Here is a 17,232-nt window from a genome sequence, read left to right on the forward strand (position 1 = left end):
AACCGGATCCAGGCCGCGGAGTCCCACCGGGACCCGCGGCCTTCGTCTTTCCGCCCAGGGAAGAAGACCTCACCAGGTCGTTCGAGCCGGCCCCCTGACTCCAGGGGGCCACCGCAGGTCCTGAACACCGAGTTCACATCAACACCCAGGACCTGACGGAGGAACTCGTGCGTCTCGCACAGTTGTTGGACGAGCGGCTGCTCGACACGATCCCCCAGGGCGGATCCGGCCCCTGGACCCCGCATCAACCCCTCACGCAGAGCCCGGCCGAGGTGGCCGAGCTCGACCGCCAGTTCGCGGCCCTGCTGCCGTGCCGCACCAACGACCCGGAGCTCTGGTTCGCCGAGCACACCGCCCAGGTCGAGGAGGCCAAGGCGCTGTGCCGTAGCTGCCCGCTGCAGGCCGGCTGCCTCTCCGGCGCCCTCGATCGGCAGGAGCCCTGGGGCGTGTGGGGTGGTGAGGTCTTCGTCGACGGCAAGGTCGTGGCCCGCAAGCGCGGTCGCGGCCGGCCCCGGAAGTCGGAGACCGTCGCAGCATGACCGCGCAGTGCGCCCGGGAACCCCGGCGCGCTGCGCAGGCTGAGCAGCAGGACACCATGACAGGCCTCCGGCGTACCCCGGGGGAGTGCGTCCGCACCCTGTGCGGACGGCTCTCCTCGGGTTCGCCGGGGGCCTGTCGTCATGCCGGCAGACGGGTGCAGCCGCAGCCCGGGTGCGGCGCGACGTCCCGCACACGCGGCACGGCCTCGGGGAGCGCCACCTCCAGCCGCCGCCCCACCGTCGTGGGCCTCGCGCCGTCGAGCTGCGCGAGCACCTGCCCGGCCGCGAGCGCGGCGCTCGTCGCGGCGAGCGTGGTCTCGTGGGCCACGTCCGCGAGCGGACGGCGCGCGAGATCGGCCACGACGAACGGCCAGCCCCGGTCCGCGTCGGCGGCGTGCCGGTCGCAGCACCCCACACAGGCGGACCGTCCGGGCAGGACGAGCGGGCCGACGACGACGTCGGCCTCCCGCACCACGACCGGCAGGTGCGGCACGGCCGCACCCAGCAGCCGCTCGTAACGCTCCGGGCGTGCCGCGTGCGACTCCACCACCACGACGACGTCCGGCAGCCCGGTGGGGCCTCGCCCCACGACCCCCAGCTCGCTGCCCACGCGCAGACGCGGGTGCGCGTGCCTCAGCCGCTCGGCGGTGGCCTGCTCCCGCGGGCGGCCCACGTCATCGGGGCCGTACCCGCCGAGGCCCAGGTCACCCACCTGGACCGGGTCGCGGTCGTCGAGCACGAGGCCGCCGACGCCGGCGTCGGCCAGGAGCCCCGCCAGCGCGGCACCGATCCGGCCGAGGCCGTGCAGCCCGACGACCTGTGCGCCGCGCCGGGAGAGCGTCGCCGCGCCGGCGCCGTCGGGGCGCAGCGCGCCCAGCACGGCGGAGTCGGAGGACCACCCCGTGTCGCCGCCGGGAAGGTCGGGCCCGCCGTCCTCCGCGGGGCGGACGAGGAACCCTCCGTCGGCCAGCGCGCGCACGATCTGCTCGCGGCGGTCGGGGTTCACCCCCCAGTGCCGGGCGCTGCGGTCGAGGGAACGGTGCCGCCGTGCCCCGACGTCGCGGAGCCAGCGGGCCTCGTGGTCGGCCAGCCCGGACAGGACCAGGCTCCACCGCGGGTCGGTGCCGACCTGGACCTCGCCGTCACCGTGGTCGAGCACGGGTGTCGCCGGGCGCAGTATGAGGAGGGAGCCCGTCCCGGCGGCCGGGCTGTCGGCGTCTGCCATGCGGTCACCCTGGCACGCGCGTCCCGGGTGCCCGGGCCGTCGTCCACAGGCCTCGGCGCGGGACCGGCCGACGCCCGGTTCGTGTGTTCTGACACACAAAGTTCACGATTCCCCGGTACCGTCGTGCCGTGGCCCACGACACGATGACGTCGGTGGAGGTCCGGCGCAGCCGCCGGCGGACCGCCACGGTGAGCGCGTACCGCGACGGTGAGCGAACCGTCGTGGCCATCCCCGCGCGATTCTCCCGTGCGCAGGAGCGCGAGTGGGTGGCGAAGATGCTCGCGCGGCTCGAGGACAAGGAGCGCCGGCGGCGCCCGTCGGACGCCCAGCTCGTGGAGCGGGCCAGGGAGCTGTCCGAGCGGTACCTGGACGGCCGCGCCCACCCGACGAGCGTCTCGTGGTCGCCCCACCAGGGTCGGCGCTGGGGATCGTGCACGCTGGCGGACGGCTCGATCCGGATCTCCACCCGCGTGCAGGGGATGCCCGAGTGGGTGCTGGACTACGTGCTGCTGCACGAGCTGGCGCACCTGCTGCACGCCGGCCACGGCCCCGCATTCTGGCAGCTCCTCGAGGGCTACCCGCGCACGGAGCGGGCGCGCGGCTTCCTCGAGGGCGTCTCGTTCGTCCAGGACGACGGCGGCGCCTCGCTTGCGCCCGGCGACGCCGCGGACGGCTGACCGCCGGCCGCGGCGCCGCGTCACCCCCGTGGGCCGTCGTCCTTCGACGAGTCTCCGGCCGAGGAGTCGCCCTGCGGTGCGTCGCCCTCCGCGGCGTCGAAGATCTGCGCGAGCGCCGCATCGACGTCGGACTGCTCGTCCGCCTGCTCCTGGCGGCGGGTGAAGTAGCCGGCCGGGTCGTCGAGGTCGGCGGTGCCGGGCAGCAGGTCCGGGTGGTCCCAGACGGCGTCGCGCGCCTGCGGCCCACCCTCGGCGAGGACGTGCGCGAAGAGCGCGGTGGCGTCGCGGGAGCGGCGCGGGCGGAGCTCGAGCCCGACGAGCGTGGCGAAGGTGTGCTCCGCAGGCCCGCCGGCCGCGCGGCGGCGGCGGATCATCTCGCGCAGCGGGTAGGTGTGGGGCAGGTGGGGGAGCGCCGCGGTGGCCGCGACCTCCGTGACCCAGCCCTCGACGAGCGCCAGGGCGGTCTCGAGTCGCAGCAGGGTGGCCTCCTGCTCGGGCGTGTGCTGCAGCCCGAAGACGCCACCGGTCAGCGCCCCGCGCAGGGCCTCGGGATCGCTGGGGTCGATGTCGCGCACCTGCTGCTCGAGCACGTCGATGTCGATGGTGATCCCGCGCGCGTACTGCTCGACCAGGCCGTGCAGGTGCGCGGCGAGCCACGGCACGTGGGTGAACAGCCGGGCGTGGGCGGCCTCGCGCAGCGCGAGGAAGTGGCGCACCTCCTCCACCGGGGCGTCCAGGCCGTCGGCGAAGGCGGCGACGTTGGTCGGCAGCAGCACCGTGGCGGGCTCGGGCAGCAGCGGGACGCCGACGTCGGTGGCCCCGAAGACCTCCCGCGACAGGGTGCCCGCCGCCTGCCCCACCTGCATGCCGAACACGGCCGAACCGAGGCGGCGCATCATCTGGGCGGGGTCGAGGCCGCCGCCCAGGGCACCGGCCGGGAGGCCCGCGAGGCCCGGCATGCCCAGGGCGTCGGCGTCCCCCAGGTCGTCGGGAAGCTGGTCGCGCAGCACCGTGGCGAGGGCGTCGGCGACCGACGTCGCGACCGGGGCCACCAGACGGTGCCAGGCCGGCAGGGTGGCCTCGACCCACTCCGAGCGGCTCCACGCGTGCTTGCTGCCGCCGGACGGCGGCAGGTCCGTCACGGCGTCGAGCCACAGCTCGGCCACCCCGAGGGCGTCGGTCGCGGCCTTCGCCTGGCCGCCCGTGAGCGACGGGTCCCCTTCGGCGACGGCCACCTGGCGGGCGATGTCGTGCGCGACGTCGGTGTTCACCGGGCCGTCGCCCGACGCCGACAGCAGGCGCTGCACCTGGGCCAGGACGTGCTGCATCGTCGCCGGGTCCGGGGTGCCGGCGCCGGGCATGCCGGCCAGCGCGGCGGGGTCGATGCCCTGCGCGCGCATCTGGGCGAGGACCTCGTCGGTGCGGTCGCCGAAAAAGCCCTCCAGCATCGAGCGCAGCATGCGCTCGCGCTCCTCGGCACCCTCGGGGTCGTCGGGAAGGTTGCTCATGAGGGCTCCTCGCCTCTGCTGCGGAACGTGTTCGGCGGATGGTCGGCGGACGTCGGCACCGGCCGTGGGCCGACCGGTTCACCGTAACCATCGACGACGCCCGGCCGGGCCGTGGGGTTCCACCAGTTCGCTCTGGGCGCAGATCTCCCCGAGCCCCTGGCCCGCCTGGGCCACCTCGCGCGCGGCCGGGCCCACGACTGTCGCTCACGACCACGCTCATGACCTGCTCACGACCCGGCGCGGCGTCCAGGAACGTCGGCGATGATGTGGCAGTGACCTTCGACCGCGACATCCTCGCGCCCGACGACCCGTCGTCGCCCGACGAGGACACGCACCTCGCATCGCGCGCGTCGCGACGCAGCGTGACCCTCGGCGTCTCACTGCTGGTGACGGCGCTCCTCGCCGCCGTGCTCCTGGTGCTCCCCACCCCGTACGCGATCCGGGCCCCGGGGCCCACGGAGGACACGCTCGGGCTCCAGGGCGCCGACGTGCAGGGTGGCGCGGGGGAGACGTCCAGCGGCGGCAAGAGCGCCACGGCGCTGCCGGTCGTCGAGATCGACGGCGCGAAGACGTACGACGTCACGGGCGAGCTGCGCCTCACCACCGTGTCGGTCTACGGCGGCCCCGGCGGCGACGTCCTGCTGGGGGACGTCCTGTGGGGCTGGGGCTCGCGCGAGCGGTCGGTGCAGCCGGTCGAGGCGATCTTCCCGGAGCAGACGACGCGGCAGCAGCAGCAGGAGGTCGGCCAGGCCCAGATGGCGGGGTCGGAGTCGGCCGCGACCGTGGCGGCGCTGACGGAGCTCGGGTACGAGGTGCCCGCCACGCTGACGGTCGCCGGCGTCGCGCCGGGTTCCGGCGCCGAGGACGTGGTCGAGGCGGGGGACGTGGTGCGCAGCATCGACGGCCACGCCGTCACGACGCACCAGGACCTGCTCGCCTCACTCGACGACGTCGACCCCGGCGACGACGTCGTGCTCGGCGTGGAGCGCGACGGTGAGGCGCAGGACCTCACGGTGACGACGGCGGAGGGCGACGGCCGCGCCGCACTGGGCGTCTACCTGGACCCCGTGTACGACTACCCGGTCGACGTGACCATCCGCCCGGGGGACATCGGGGGCCCCAGCGCCGGCACGATGTTCGCGCTGGCGATCATCACGAAGATGACGCCCGAGGACGAGCTGGACGGGGCGCACGTCGCGGGCACGGGCACGATGAGCGTGGACGGCAAGGTCGGGCCGATCGGCGGCATCCAGCAGAAGCTCTTCGGTGCGGTCGACGACGGCGCGGACTGGTTCCTGGCCCCGGCGGACAACTGCGACGAGGTCGTCGGGCACGTCCCGGACGGGCTGCACGTGGCTCGGGTGGCGACGATCGACGACGCCCGCGCCGCGATCGAGGCGATCGGCGCGGGGGAGGGCGCGGACCTGCCGACGTGCTCGTGACGGGCCCGTGAAGGGCCGGTCACCCACGTGGGGGCGAAGCGTGGGAACCTGAGGGATGACAGGGACGTTCCACATCAGAACGTCCGTCCGTCCCGAGCACGAGTGAGGTGCCCGCACCGTGTCCTTCGCTGCCCCACCCCGTCGACGACCAGGCGGCCCGCCCGCCAAGCGTCGTCGCAGCCCCTTGGCGATCACGCTGGTCGTGATCGCCGCGGTCGTCGTCGCGCTGCTGCTCCTCGCGCAGTTCTGGACCGAGATCATGTGGTTCGACGCGCTCGGCTTCGGCAACGTGATCTGGACGGAGTGGATCACGCGCGGCATCTTGTTCGTCGTCGGCTTCCTCGCGATGGCCGGCGCCGTGTTCTCGTCCTTCGCCGTCGCGTACCGGGTGCGCCCGGTCTACGCGCCGTCGACGCCCGAGCAGGCGACCCTGGACCAGTACCGGGAGGCGATCGAACCGCTGCGGCGCGTCGTGACGATCGCCGGGCCGGTCGTCGTCGGCTTCTTCGCCGGCGTGGCCGCGTCCGCGCAGTGGCGCAGCGTCCTGCTCGCGCTCAACCCGGCGTCGTTCGGCGAGCAGGACCCGCAGTTCGGCATCGACCTCGGTTTCTACGTCTTCTCGCTGCCCGCCCTGCGGTTCATCGTGAGCTTCCTGATGGCGGTCGTGATCATCGCGGGCATCGCCGCGCTGGTGACGCACTACCTGTACGGCGGGCTCCGGCTCGGGCCGGTGCCCGCGGGCACACCGCGCACGACGCGGGCATCCCGCGTGCACCTCGCCGTGCTGGGCGCGGTGCTCATGCTGGTGATCGGCGCCAACTACTGGCTCGACCGGTACTCGCTGCTGACGGCGACGAACGGCGGCAGCACCGCGGCCCGCTACAACGGCGCCTCCTACTCGGACGTGCACGCCGTCATCCCGTCCAAGGAGATCCTCACGGGTGTCGCGGTGCTGGTGGCGCTGCTGTTCGTCGTGGCGGCCGTCCGGGGGACGTGGCGGCTGCCGGCGATCGGCGTCGGCCTGATGGTCGTCTCGGCGATCGCGATCGGCGGCATCTACCCGGCTGTCGTGCAGCGCTTCCAGGTGAACCCCAACGCCCAGGAGCTCGAGGCGGACTACATCCAGCGCAACATCGACGCCACGCACGCGGCGTACGGGCTGGACGGCATCGAGACGCAGCCCTACGACGCCACCACGGAGGCCGAGCAGGGCGCGCTGCGCGAGGACGCCGACACCACGGCGTCGGTGCGTCTGCTCGACCCGCAGATCGTCAGCCCGTCGTTCCGCCAGCTGCAGCAGAACAAGCAGTACTACAACTTCGCCGACAACCTCGCGGTGGACCGCTACGAGATCGACGGCGAGTCGCGGGACACCGTGATCGCCGTTCGCGAGCTGAACCTGGCGGGGCTCGGTGACGGCCAGCGCAACTGGGTGAACGACCACACGGTGTTCACCCACGGCTACGGCGTGGTCGCCGCGTACGGCAACCAGCCCGGCCCGGACGGGCAGCCCGCCTTCTACGAGGGCGGCATCCCGACGCAGGGCGCGCTCACCGACAAGGGCTACGAGCCGCGCATCTACTTCAGCCCGTCCACCACGGACTACTCGATCGTGGGCGCGCCCGAGAGTGCCGAGCCCTGGGAGCTCGACTACCAGGCCGACGACGAGCAGGGCGGCCAGCAGGTCAACACCACGTTCCCCACGCAGGACGTGACCGCCGGCCCGTCGGTGGGGGCTTTCGGCAGCAAGCTCCTGTACGCGCTGAAGTTCGGCTCGCAGGAGATGCTGTTCTCCGACCGCGTGACGGAGGATTCGCAGATTCTCTACGACCGCGACCCGATGACCCGCGTGCAGAAGGTCGCCCCGTGGCTGACCCTCGACCAGGGCATGTACCCGGCAGTGGTCGACGGGCGGGTGAAGTGGATCGTCGACGGGTACACGACGTCGGACGCGTATCCGTACTCGACGAGCCGCCCGATGCAGGAGGCGACGGCGGACTCGCTCACCCTCGCCGCCCAGGGCGTGCCGGTGGAGATGCCGCCGGAGGTCAACTACATCCGCAACTCGGTGAAGGCCACGGTCGACGCCTACGACGGCACGGTGACCCTGTACGCCTGGGACACGCAGGACCCGGTCCTCAAGGCCTGGTCGGACGTGTTCCCGACGTCCGTGCAGCCCCTGTCGGAGATCTCCGGCGACCTCATGAGCCACGTGCGCTACCCCGAGGACATGTTCAAGGTGCAGCGCACGCTGCTGACGCAGTACCACGTGAACGACGCGGGGCAGTTCTTCTCCGGCCAGGACTTCTGGGCGAACCCGGCTGACCCGGTGGCGAGCGGCAGCACGTCGGAGGCGAAGCAGCCGCCGTACTACCTGTCGTTGCAGATGCCGGGACAGGACAGCTCGGCGTTCTCGCTGACCAGCACGTTCATCCCGGGCGGTAATACCGACCGAGAGATCCTCACCGGATATCTCGCCGCGGACGGTGACGCCGGGTCCTCCGAGGGCGAGGTGGCCGAGGGGTACGGCAAGCTGAGGCTGCTGGAGCTCCCGCGCGACTCGACCGTGCCCGGCCCCGGGCAGGTGCAGAACAACTTCGACTCCAACCCGACGATCTCGGAGCAGCTCAACATCCTGGAACGCGGGTCGTCGAACGTCGTGCGCGGCAACCAGCTGACCCTCCCCGTGGGCGGTGGCCTGCTCTACGTGCAGCCGGTGTACATCCAGTCCGCCGGGGGTACGGCGTACCCGCTGCTGCGCCGTGTGCTGGTCGCGTTCGGCGACCAGACCGGGTACGCGGAGACGCTCGACGAGGCCCTGGACCAGGTCTTCGGCGGAGACTCCGGCGCGACGGCCGGCGACGCCGGTGGCGAGGTCGAGACCGACGTGCCCACCGCGCCCGTCGAGGGCGAGGACGGCGCGACGGAGCCGTCCACGGAGCCCAGCACGGAGCCGTCGACCGAGCCGTCGACCGAGCCGTCGACGGAGCCGACCGGCGGCGCGACGCCGTCGGGCGACGCGCAGTCGCGTCTGAACGCCGCCCTCCAGGAGGCGAACGACGCGATGACCGCCAGCGACCAGGCGCTCAAGGACGGCGACTTCTCCGCCTACGGCGAGGCGCAGGACCGCCTGCAGAAGGCGATCGAGGACGCGGTGTCGGCCGAGAAGGAGATCGAGTCCGCCGGCTGACGGTCCGGGGGAGCGCGTGCGGGGTCGTCGGTCCACGGACCGGCGGCCCCGCGGCGTTTCTCCGGGGCCGGCGTGGCCCGCGATCCGGCCCGGCCCGTGGCCGGCACGAAGCCCGGAGCACGGTCTGAAGTGTGACCTGGGTCCCATCTGCCCGTTTCGACTTGTCTCGTGGCCGACCACGCCGTAATGTTCAGGGAGTCGACGCGGGGTGGAGCAGCTCGGTAGCTCGCTGGGCTCATAACCCAGAGGTCGCAGGTTCAAATCCTGCCCCCGCTACCACGGGATGTCGTCGACATCCACGAAGGCCCCGACCGGGATCCGGTCGGGGCCTTCGTCATGTCCACGGTCGGGCAGCGATCGCCCGTAGGGCCCGGCGCCGATGGTCCGCCGTGGGGTGCGAAGAATCGTCCGCACTGGTTGCGAAGAACTCTTCGCATCTCTACCGTGCCGCTATGGGACACGACGACGCAGCTCCATCGCGCGGCATGCGCGAGGCCGAGGCCGGGACCGCACAGCTACGCGTGCTCGCCCATCCCACGCGGCTGGCGCTCCTCCGGCGGCTGCGCACGATGGGGCCCGGCACCGCGCGAGCCCTCGGCCGAGAGCTTGGCCTGGACTCGGGTGCGGCGAGCTACCACCTGCGCCGACTGGCCGAGGGCGGGTTGATCGTGGAGGAGCCGGGGCTCGGAACCCGGCGCGAGCGCTGGTGGCGGGCGGTCGCCGACTCCGTGCAGTTCGACCCCGCGGAGCACGAGGACGACCTGACGCGCGAGTATGTCCGGGCGACCCTGGCCGCGTTGGCCGACGACCTGCGCGGCGTCGCCGCCGCCGTCCCGTCGGTACCGCGCGAGTGGCTCGAGCGCGCGGCGTTCCTGGACGACCGCCTCTGGATCGACGACGGCACGGCCGACGCGCTCCGCGGGGAGCTGCTCGCTGTGCTGGAGCGTTACCGGCCTCGGTCGCTGGCCCCGGATGTCGAGGGCCAGGCCGAGGGGCGCCCCGCGCCGACGATCGTGCAGGTGCAGCTGTACCGACGGCCATGAGCGGTGCCGGCGCCTGGCGGGGCGGTGCGGCGCGCTGGGTCGTGGCGTACACCGTCGCGGTCGTCGGTGACGTCAGCTACTTCCTCATCCTGACCTGGGCAGCCGCCGAGGCGGGCGGACCGCGCACCTCGGGCCTGGTCCTGGCGCTCGGCGCGGTACCGCGGGCCGTGCTGATGCTGCTCGGTGGGGTCCTGGCCGACCGGGTCGACCCGCGTCGTATCGCGGTCGGCACGGACGCGGCCCGCGCCCTCCTGCTCCTGCTCGCGGCAGGCGCCGCGTCCTGGTACGGCCTGGTGCCGTGGTGGCTCGCCGTGCTCGCCGTCGCCTTCGGCGTGGTGGACGCGTGCTTCATCCCCGCAGTGGGTGCGATGCCCGTGCGCCTCGTGCCCATCGAGGCGCTCCCGCGACTGCAGGCGTGGCGGCTCACCGGGCTGCGCGTCGGAAACGCCGTCGGCCCGTCGCTGGGCGCGCTGCTGGTCGCGCTCGGGATCTCCGCCGCCCTCGCCTCGGTCGCCGTCCTGTTCGCGATCTCGGTCGTGCTGCTGCTCACGGTCCGCAGCCGTCCCGGCGAAGGGCCGGCCCCGGCGGCCGCAGCGCCCGCTCCACCGCTCCGCCTGTCGCGGCTGCGACAGGAGGGTCTCGTCCCGCTGGTGGTGGGCACGGCTCTCTCCGAGCTGCCGTTCTCCGGACCGGTGGCGATCGGCGTCGTCCTGCTGGCCCAGGAACGGGGCTGGCCGGTCGCGTCGGCCGGAGGCGTCCTCGCGGCCTTCAGCGTCGGAGGCCTCGTGGTGAGCGTCCTGCTTGCGACGATCCCGACCCAACCCCTGGGGCGACGGGCGACGCTCGCCGCGCTCTGGCCGACCGCTCCGTTGCTCGTGCTGCTCGGCACTACCCCGGTGGTCGGGGTGGCGATCGCCGCGAGCGGACTCCTCGGGGCGATGACCGGGACCGTGATGGTGCTGTGCCACGGACGGATCCAGCAGTCCACGCCGCCGGCCCTGCTCGGGCGGGTCACCGCCCTGCTCTCGATGGCGACGCTCGGGCTGAGCCCGCTCGGCTACGGCGCGGTCGGCATGATTGCCGGTGCCTGGGGGGTCGGGGTGTTCTTCGTGCTCTCCGCCGCCGTCGTCACGCTGGCGGGCCTGGTGCTCCTCCGCGACAGGTCGTGCCCGCCGGTCGCCGCGCCGTCCACCGGCGGCGCGGTCGACCACCACGACCCGAGACCCGCGGGTGCCGACATGTGCGGTGAGTGATATGTCTCGAGCGTGGGCACCGCGTGAAGCCGGCGCGCGGGCGTGAGCCGGTCACGGGAGGGAGACACCATGCCGCGACGAGATGCGGGACCGAGCGTCAAGGACAAGGAGCTCTACGAGGAGCTGCGCGACGAGGGCAACAGCAAGGAGAAGTCCGCGCGGATCGCGAACGCCGCCGCCGCGCGGGGGCGCAGCAAGGTCGGCGAGAAGGGCGGGAAGTCCGGCTCCTACGACGACTGGACGGTCGCCGACCTGCGCAAGCGGGCGTCGGAGATCGATATCGAGGGACGGTCGTCGATGCGCAAGGCCGAGCTCGTCAAGGCGCTGCGCTCGCACTGATTGCGCCGTGCCAGGGGCCCGTGCCGGGCGCATGATGGAAGGAGCCACCGCCGGGACGGCGGGTATCCGACGACGCGAGGAGGCTGCGATGAGAGCGACCGTGGGCGACCGGATCGTGGTGGCGTCCGGAGTGGTCGGCGGGGCGGTGCGCGACGGGGTCGTGGTCGGCTGCCCGCACGACGACGGCTCGCCGCCGTACCAGGTGCGCTGGTCGGACACCGGGGAGGAGACGCTCGTCTTTCCCGGCGCCGACACCCTGGTGCAGCACGACGGCGGGGAAGCGGAACGGATGCGGCCGCCGCCGTCTCCGGCGCGGGCGCTCACCTGGGACGTGCGCGTCTCGCTCGTGGAGTCGGCCGGGAGCACCACCGCCGAGGCGATGCTGACGCCCGGGCCGGACGTGGGGTCGCTGCGTGCCGTCGGGCACGCGCGCAAGGACCCGGAGGATCTCCAGGTCCCGGTGATCGGGGACGAGGTCGCGGCGGCGCGCGCGCTGCGCCGGTTGGCGGACGCCCTGCTCGAGCAGGCGGAGCACGACATCTCGTCGCAGACGGGGCACCAGGCGCACGTGCACCCCTGACCGCCCCGGGCAGGGCTCAGGCGAGCTCCGCGCGCCTGAGCCGCAGGTGGTCGTGCTCGGCGGCGTGGCCGCACAGGGCCAGCGCCGCGTCGTAGGCCCGGCGCGCGCCGTCCGTGTCGCCCGTCCTGCGCAGCAGCTCGGCCCGTAGCGCCGGCAGCCGGTGCCCGGGCAGGGCGACGCCGGCGAGGGCGTCGAGCCCGGCGCGAGGCCCGGCCACCTCCGCGACGGCGACAGCGCGGTTGAGCCGCACCACCGGGGTGTCGGTCAGCGTCAGGAGCTCGTCGTACCGCGCGAGGATGCGGTCCCAGGCGGTGGCGTCCGCGGTGCGGGCGATCGCGTGCTCCGCGGCGACGAGGGCCTGCAGCAGGTAGGGCGTCGGAGGGGCGGTGGCGAGCGGTGTGAGCAGGTCGAGGGCCTCGGCGATCTCGTCCTGGTGCCACCGGGAGCGGTCCTGGTCCGGGAGCAGCACGAGTGCGCCGTCGTGCACGCGGGCGTCGCGTCGCGAGTGCTGGAGGAGCACGAGGGCGAGGAGCGCGTCGAGCCCGAGAGCGTCACGGGCACCGGCGCGGTCGCCGTCGCCCGAGGGCCGCACCTCTCGGACCACGCGGACGAGCCGCACCGCCTCCGCGGCGAGGTCGCCCCGCACGACGTCGTCCCCGGTGGCGGGCGTGTACCCCGCCGTGAACGCGAGGTAGGCCACGTCCGCGGCGACACGGAGACGGTCGACGAGCTCCTGGCCGTCCGGCAGGGCGAACCGCTCACCGGCGAGCTTCTTGCGCGCCCGGGTGAGGCGCGCCGCCATCGTGGGCGTGGACTGCAGGAACAGCCGGGCGACGTCGGCCGTCGGGACGCCGAGCACCAGCCGCAGCGTGAGCGCCGCGGCCGCCTCGTGCGACAGCCGGGTGTGGGCGCACAGGAGCACCAGCCGGAGCCGCTCGTCGGTCAGGGGTTCGTCGGCGTCCGCCATCACCCGCCGTGCCCGGGCCGCGAGGTCCGCCTCGACCTCCAGCAGCGGCATGGACCGTGCGAGCACCTGCTCGGAGCGGAGCCGGTCGAGGACGCGGCGCCGAGCGGCGGTCAGGAGCCAGGCCGGCCCGTTCGCCGGTACGCCGTCGCGCGGCCACGTGCGCGCCGCCGCCTCGAACGCGTCCGCGAGACCGTCCTCGGCCAGGTCGAGCCGCCGGAACCGCGCGACGAGCAAGGCCAGCAGCCGGCCCCACTCGTCGCGCATCAGGTCCTCGAGTGCGGTCACGGAGGCCGTCCGCGTTACGCGGCCGTCGCGGGCCGCAGCTCGACCGTGAGGTTGTCGGGCAGCAGGCGCGCGAGCTCCACGGCCGTGTCCAGGTCGGGCAGGTCGACGAGATAGAAGCCGCCGAGCTGCTCGGCGGCCTCGGCGTACGGCCCGTCGGTGACGGCCCGGCCGTCATCCGTCCGCGGACCCAGCGTGCGGGCCCGGCCGTGATGGTCGAGGCCCTCGCCCGCCACGATCGCGCCGCGTTCCGCGACGGCGTTGCCGAAGGCCTCCAGGCGGTCGAAGAAGCGGCCGCGCTCCTGGGCGTCGGCGGCCTCCCAGACGTCGTAGTGGTCGGGCTCGGTGAGCAGCACCATGATCCTCATGCCGTGCCCCCGGGGTGGTCGACGACGGCGCGGACCTCGACGACGCCGTCGGCCCCGCCGTCGGACGAGCCGGCGAGGACGGCGCTCACCTGGAGCAGGTCGTCGAGGTCGTCGGACTCGACCAGGTAGAACCCGGAGAGCTGCTCCGCCGTCTCGGCGAACGGGCCGTCGGTGACGACGACACGGCCCGCGGCGTCGCGGCTCACCTGCTTGGTGGTGCGGGAGTGGGTGAGCTCGGCGCCTCCCGTGACGCGGTGCCCGCGCTCGGCGAGCATCCGGGCGAACTCCTCGTGCCGCGCGTAGACCGCGGCGCGTTCCTCGGCGCTCGCGCGTTCCCAGGCGTCCTCGACGCCTGGCAGCAGTACGACGTACGTGGTCATGGTCCCATCGTCCTTCCTCGTGGCGGGTCGTCCACCTGGATGACGCGCGAGCCCGGGGAAGATCGACAACCGGGCCGAGGTTCCCCTGTGACGACCGCCATGCTGCCAGGACCCGTGGGCGGCATAGGCTCGTCGACGGCGCGACCCGCCGCGTCCCTCCTTCGTCGGAAAGGCTCCACCCGTGCGCACTTCCCGTCCCGTCCTCGCGGTCGCTCTCGCCTCGGCCGCCACGCTCGCGTTCGCCGGGTGCTCATCGTCGGACGACGGTGGCGAGGGCACGCCCGCGGCCTCCGGCAGCGCCACCGACTGCACGCCCGATGGGCTGCAGACCCTCACCGAGGGCACCCTCACCGTGGGCGCGAGCGACCCGTTCGAGCCCTGGTACGTGGGCGAGCCGAGCAGCGGGGAGGGCTTCGAGTCCGCGCTCGTGTACGCCGTCGCCGACGAGCTGGGCTTCGCGAAGGACGACGTCGAGTGGACCTCGGTCACCTTCGAGCAGATCATCAGCCCGGCCGTGAAGCCGTTCGACGTCGCGGCCTACCAGACGACGATCACCGACGAGCGCAAGGGCGCCGTCGACTTCTCGAGCCCGTACCTGACCAGCCGCCAGGGCGTCATCGTGGCCGACGAGGGCGAGTTCGCGGACGCCGCGAGCCTCGCCGACCTCAAGGGCGCGAAGATCGGCGTCACCGCGTCGCAGACGTCGCTCGCCGTCGCCGACGCCGCGTGGGGCGACGACGTGGAGGTCACGCCGTTCAACGCGGCGGGCGACGGGATGACGGCGCTGAGCTCGGGCACCATCGACGCGATGGTGATGGACGTCGACCAGGGCGTCGCGGCGTCCACCGTCTACTTCCCGGACACGCACGTCGTCGGCACGCTGCCGCCGGTGGGCGAGCCCGAGCAGCTCGGCCTCGTGCTCGACAAGGGCTCGTCGCTCACGGCGTGCGTCTCCGCCGCCGTCGACACGCTCGAGGCGAACGGCACCCTCGACGAGCTGCGCACCACCTGGCTCAAGTCCGACGACGTCCCCGAGCTCTCCTGACGCGCGTGAGCCAGGGCACGCCCGCGGCGACCGACGGCTGGCAGCCGTCGGAGCGGGCGCGCGCCCGCGCGGCGTACCGGCGCACCCAGCACCGCCGGGCGCTGCTCGTGGCGGGCGTCGCGACCGCCCTCGTGGTCGCCGCCGTGGTGTCCGTCGTGACGACGGCGCCGGGCTGGGAGCGGGCGCGCGAGGCGTTCTTCTCCCCGGAGCGGGCGTGGGAGGTGCTGCCCGAGGTCGCGGCGGGGCTCTGGCTCAACCTGCGTGTCTGGGTGGTGGCCAGCGTCGTGGCGCTCGTCGTGGGCATGCTGCTCGCCGTCGTGCGGACGTCCCGCGTTCCGGCGCTGTTCCCGCTGCGGATCTTCGCCGTCGGGTACGTGGACGTGTTCCGCGGCGTGCCGCTGCTGCTGGTGCTCCTGCTGGTCGGGTTCGGGCTCCCGGCGTTGCGCCTGCCGTGGCTGCCCGTGAGCGCAGCGTTCCTCGGCGGCCTGTCGATCGTCGTCTGCTACACCGCGTACCTGGCGGAGATCTTCCGGGCGGGGATCGAGTCGGTGCACCCGTCGCAGGTGGCCGCCGCGCGGTCGCTCGGGCTGAGCCGGGGGCAGGCGGTGCGCCGCGTCGTGCTGCCGCAGGCGGTACGGAACGTCACGGCCCCCGTGGCGAGCATGCTGGTGTCGCTGCAGAAGGACTCGGGCCTCATCTCGATCCTCGGCGCGGTCGACGCGATCCGGGCCGCGCAGATCGCCACCACCGGCGACTACAACTTCACGCCCTACGTGGTGGCGGGCCTGCTGTTCCTGGCGATCTCGATCCCGCTCACCCGGCTGGTCGATGCATGGTCGGCGCGCCAGGGTTGGCGGGGCGAGCTGCGTGGCGTCGCCGGCGCGGGGGTGGTCCGATGACGACCGTCTCCGCCCGTGGCCCCGGTCCCGGCACGCCGCTGCTCGCGCTGCGTGACGTGCGCAAGTCGTTCGGCAGCGGGGCCGACCGCAAGGTCGTGCTCGACGGCGTCGACCTCGACGTGGCCGCAGGGTCGTGCGTCGTCGTGGTCGGGTCGTCCGGCTCCGGCAAGTCCACGCTGCTGCGCGTGGTCGACCTGCTCGAGGAGGTCGACGACGGCCAGGTGCTGCTCGACGGCGAGGACGTCGCGGATCCCTGGGTGGACGCCGACGCCGTGCGCGCCCGGCTCGCGATGGTCTTCCAGCAGTACAACCTGTTCCCGCACCTGCGCGTGCTCGACAACGTGACCCTGGCGCCGCGTGTCGTGCACCGGGTGCCGCGCGCCGAGGCGGAGGCGGCGGCGTCGGCGATGCTCGAGCGTGTCGGCCTCGCGGACAAGGCCCGCGCCTACCCGGACCAGCTCTCAGGCGGCCAGCAGCAGCGCGCCGCCATCGCCCGCGCCCTCGTGAACGGGCCGGAGCTGCTGCTCCTCGACGAGGTGACGTCCGCACTCGACCCCGAGCTCGTCGGCGAGGTGCTCGACCTGCTGCTGTCCCTGCGTCACGAGGGCGTCGCGGGGCGACCGACGACCATGCTCGTCGCGACGCACGAGATGAGCTTCGCCCGCGAGGTGGCCGACGAGGTGGTCTTCCTGCACGACGGGCGCGTGCACGAGCGCGGCACGCCCACGCAGGTGCTCGACGACCCGCAGCAGGAGCGTACGCGGGAGTTCCTGCGGCGACTGCGCTGACAGTCGGCGGGTCGAGCCCGTCGTGACCCGCGTCAGGGGCCGGCGGCGGGCGCCGTCGCGCCCGCCCGGTCGACGAGGACGGCCAGCTGCTCCCGCGCGGTGAGGTCGAGCTTGGCCATGGCGCGGCCGAGGTGCGCCTTCACCGTCGACTCGGACAGGAAGAGTCGTCGACCGATCTCGCGGTTCGACAGGCCGTGCGGCAGGTACGACGCGATCTCCTGTTCTCGCGCGGTGAGCCTGTCGAGCGCGCTGCGGGCTTCGGCGCGACGCGAGTCGAGGCGGCGGGTCCCGCCCAGATGACGGATGACCGCGCCGGCCGAGGCATGGTCGAGCGCTCCCGCCCCCGTCGCGACGTCACGCACGTGAGCGGCGATGTGCTCGGGGTCGTCGTCCTTGCCGAGGAATCCCTGCGCGCCTGCCGCCAGTGCGGCGACCACCGTCTCGTCCGTGCCGAACGAGGTGAGGGCGATGACGGCGGGCGGCTGCGGATGACGCCGGAGCTCGCGGATGGCATCCAGCCCGCCGGTCCGGCGCATGTGCAGGTCCATGAGCACGACGTCGGGCCGGTGCTTCGCGACGGCTGGCACGACCTCGTCGCCGTCGGTCGCCTCGCCGACGACGTCGATGTCCTGGGCGGTCAGCACCGTGGTCAGGAGCCGCCGCACCATCGGGTCGTCGTCGACGACGAGGACGCGCACCTTCATTCC

General features: G+C 73.8%; 17 protein-coding genes and 1 tRNA gene. 12 read left to right on the forward strand and 6 right to left on the reverse strand.

What is annotated here, in order from left to right; translation table 11 throughout:
- Positions 1 to 167 precede the first annotated feature (167 nt).
- Positions 168 to 539: a WhiB family transcriptional regulator gene (locus B5Y66_RS07040; protein ID WP_281251989.1), complete on the forward strand. Its 372-nt coding sequence runs from the start codon at positions 168 to 170 to the stop codon at positions 537 to 539.
- A 139-nt stretch (positions 540 to 678) separates the two neighbouring features.
- Here B5Y66_RS07040 and B5Y66_RS07045 read toward each other — a convergent pair whose 3' ends face one another.
- Positions 679 to 1,764, reverse strand: a complete 1,086-nt coding sequence (locus B5Y66_RS07045) for a ThiF family adenylyltransferase (RefSeq protein WP_079572818.1) — start codon at positions 1,762 to 1,764, stop codon at positions 679 to 681.
- A 143-nt stretch (positions 1,765 to 1,907) separates the two neighbouring features.
- Here B5Y66_RS07045 and B5Y66_RS07050 point away from each other — a divergent pair, with 143 nt between their 5' ends.
- Complete coding sequence (locus B5Y66_RS07050; RefSeq protein ID WP_079573290.1) at positions 1,908 to 2,441, forward strand: M48 metallopeptidase family protein; 534 nt, start codon at positions 1,908 to 1,910, stop codon at positions 2,439 to 2,441.
- 20 nt (positions 2,442 to 2,461) lie between these two features.
- Here the strand turns inward: B5Y66_RS07050 and B5Y66_RS07055 are convergent, their stop codons facing one another.
- A complete protein-coding gene (locus tag B5Y66_RS07055) occupies positions 2,462 to 3,949 on the reverse strand; it encodes a zinc-dependent metalloprotease (RefSeq protein WP_079572820.1) in 1,488 nt (495 codons plus the stop codon).
- Positions 3,950 to 4,221: 272 nt separating this feature from the next.
- Here B5Y66_RS07055 and B5Y66_RS07060 point away from each other — a divergent pair, with 272 nt between their 5' ends.
- The 7 genes from B5Y66_RS07060 (at position 4,222) to B5Y66_RS07090 (ending at position 11,796) form a co-directional block, all read left to right on the forward strand.
- Positions 4,222 to 5,391, forward strand: a complete 1,170-nt coding sequence (locus B5Y66_RS07060; protein ID WP_245806967.1) for a YlbL family protein — start codon at positions 4,222 to 4,224, stop codon at positions 5,389 to 5,391.
- A 118-nt stretch (positions 5,392 to 5,509) separates the two neighbouring features.
- Entirely contained in the window at positions 5,510 to 8,581 is a 3,072-nt protein-coding gene (locus B5Y66_RS07065) for a UPF0182 family membrane protein (protein WP_079572824.1), read from the forward strand.
- Between the two features lie 202 nt (positions 8,582 to 8,783).
- Positions 8,784 to 8,860, forward strand: a tRNA-Met gene (locus B5Y66_RS07070).
- A gap of 173 nt (positions 8,861 to 9,033) precedes the next feature.
- Positions 9,034 to 9,624, forward strand: a complete 591-nt coding sequence (locus B5Y66_RS07075) for a winged helix-turn-helix domain-containing protein (protein ID WP_079572826.1) — start codon at positions 9,034 to 9,036, stop codon at positions 9,622 to 9,624.
- On the forward strand, positions 9,621 to 10,877 hold the full coding sequence (locus B5Y66_RS07080; protein ID WP_079572828.1) for an MFS transporter: 1,257 nt from the start codon (positions 9,621 to 9,623) through the stop codon (positions 10,875 to 10,877). Before B5Y66_RS07075 ends, B5Y66_RS07080 begins: the two co-directional genes overlap by 4 nt.
- A 69-nt stretch (positions 10,878 to 10,946) precedes the next feature.
- Entirely contained in the window at positions 10,947 to 11,216 is a 270-nt protein-coding gene (locus B5Y66_RS07085; RefSeq protein ID WP_079572830.1) for a DUF7218 family protein, read from the forward strand.
- An 88-nt stretch (positions 11,217 to 11,304) separates the two neighbouring features.
- Positions 11,305 to 11,796, forward strand: a complete 492-nt coding sequence (locus tag B5Y66_RS07090) for a dsRBD fold-containing protein (protein WP_079572832.1) — start codon at positions 11,305 to 11,307, stop codon at positions 11,794 to 11,796.
- Between the two features lie 16 nt (positions 11,797 to 11,812).
- Here B5Y66_RS07090 and B5Y66_RS07095 read toward each other — a convergent pair whose 3' ends face one another.
- The 3 genes from B5Y66_RS07095 to B5Y66_RS07105 are packed head-to-tail and all read right to left on the reverse strand — an operon-like array spanning position 11,813 to position 13,793.
- A complete protein-coding gene (locus B5Y66_RS07095; RefSeq protein ID WP_245806968.1) occupies positions 11,813 to 13,048 on the reverse strand; it encodes an RNA polymerase sigma factor in 1,236 nt (411 codons plus the stop codon).
- 14 nt (positions 13,049 to 13,062) lie between these two features.
- Positions 13,063 to 13,413 carry a YciI family protein gene (locus B5Y66_RS07100; protein ID WP_079572834.1) on the reverse strand — a complete coding sequence of 117 codons (351 nt, stop codon included), beginning with the start codon at positions 13,411 to 13,413 and terminating at the stop codon, positions 13,063 to 13,065.
- Entirely contained in the window at positions 13,410 to 13,793 is a 384-nt protein-coding gene (locus B5Y66_RS07105; protein WP_079572836.1) for a YciI family protein, read from the reverse strand. The genes B5Y66_RS07100 and B5Y66_RS07105 overlap by 4 nt, the downstream gene beginning before the upstream one ends.
- A 181-nt stretch (positions 13,794 to 13,974) precedes the next feature.
- On the opposite strand from B5Y66_RS07105, the gene B5Y66_RS07110 reads away from it, so the two are divergent.
- From B5Y66_RS07110 to B5Y66_RS07120, 3 genes are read left to right on the forward strand one after another with little or no spacing between them, the layout of a single operon-like run.
- Positions 13,975 to 14,838 (forward strand): ABC transporter substrate-binding protein, encoded by an 864-nt coding sequence (locus B5Y66_RS07110; RefSeq protein ID WP_079572838.1) that lies wholly within the window; start codon positions 13,975 to 13,977, stop codon positions 14,836 to 14,838.
- A 5-nt stretch (positions 14,839 to 14,843) separates the two neighbouring features.
- Positions 14,844 to 15,737: an amino acid ABC transporter permease gene (locus B5Y66_RS07115; protein WP_139820771.1), complete on the forward strand. Its 894-nt coding sequence runs from the start codon at positions 14,844 to 14,846 to the stop codon at positions 15,735 to 15,737.
- Positions 15,734 to 16,525 (forward strand): amino acid ABC transporter ATP-binding protein, encoded by a 792-nt coding sequence (locus B5Y66_RS07120; protein ID WP_079572840.1) that lies wholly within the window; start codon positions 15,734 to 15,736, stop codon positions 16,523 to 16,525. Before B5Y66_RS07115 ends, B5Y66_RS07120 begins: the two co-directional genes overlap by 4 nt.
- Before the next feature lie 32 nt (positions 16,526 to 16,557).
- Here B5Y66_RS07120 and B5Y66_RS07125 read toward each other — a convergent pair whose 3' ends face one another.
- A complete protein-coding gene (locus tag B5Y66_RS07125; protein WP_079572842.1) occupies positions 16,558 to 17,229 on the reverse strand; it encodes a response regulator in 672 nt (223 codons plus the stop codon).
- Between the last annotated feature and the right edge of the window lie 3 nt (positions 17,230 to 17,232).

Source organism: Krasilnikoviella flava, assembly GCF_900167525.1.
GTDB lineage: Bacteria > Actinomycetota > Actinomycetes > Actinomycetales > Cellulomonadaceae > Isoptericola > Isoptericola flavus.

Excerpts from the sequence above, each read along its gene's own strand:
- B5Y66_RS07045 (WP_079572818.1), bottom strand. The coding sequence starts at position 1,764 with ATGGCAGACGCCGACAGCCCGGCCGCCGGGACGGGCTCCCTCCTCATA.
- B5Y66_RS07050 (WP_079573290.1), top strand. The coding sequence starts at position 1,908 with ATGACGTCGGTGGAGGTCCGGCGCAGCCGCCGGCGGACCGCCACGGTG.
- B5Y66_RS07055 (WP_079572820.1), bottom strand. The coding sequence starts at position 3,949 with ATGAGCAACCTTCCCGACGACCCCGAGGGTGCCGAGGAGCGCGAGCGC.
- B5Y66_RS07075 (WP_079572826.1), top strand. The coding sequence starts at position 9,034 with ATGGGACACGACGACGCAGCTCCATCGCGCGGCATGCGCGAGGCCGAG.
- B5Y66_RS07080 (WP_079572828.1), top strand. The coding sequence starts at position 9,621 with ATGAGCGGTGCCGGCGCCTGGCGGGGCGGTGCGGCGCGCTGGGTCGTG.
- B5Y66_RS07085 (WP_079572830.1), top strand. The coding sequence starts at position 10,947 with ATGCCGCGACGAGATGCGGGACCGAGCGTCAAGGACAAGGAGCTCTAC.
- B5Y66_RS07090 (WP_079572832.1), top strand. The coding sequence starts at position 11,305 with ATGAGAGCGACCGTGGGCGACCGGATCGTGGTGGCGTCCGGAGTGGTC.
- B5Y66_RS07100 (WP_079572834.1), bottom strand. The coding sequence starts at position 13,413 with ATGAGGATCATGGTGCTGCTCACCGAGCCCGACCACTACGACGTCTGG.
- B5Y66_RS07105 (WP_079572836.1), bottom strand. The coding sequence starts at position 13,793 with ATGACCACGTACGTCGTACTGCTGCCAGGCGTCGAGGACGCCTGGGAA.
- B5Y66_RS07120 (WP_079572840.1), top strand. The coding sequence starts at position 15,734 with ATGACGACCGTCTCCGCCCGTGGCCCCGGTCCCGGCACGCCGCTGCTC.
- B5Y66_RS07125 (WP_079572842.1), bottom strand. The coding sequence starts at position 17,229 with ATGAAGGTGCGCGTCCTCGTCGTCGACGACGACCCGATGGTGCGGCGG.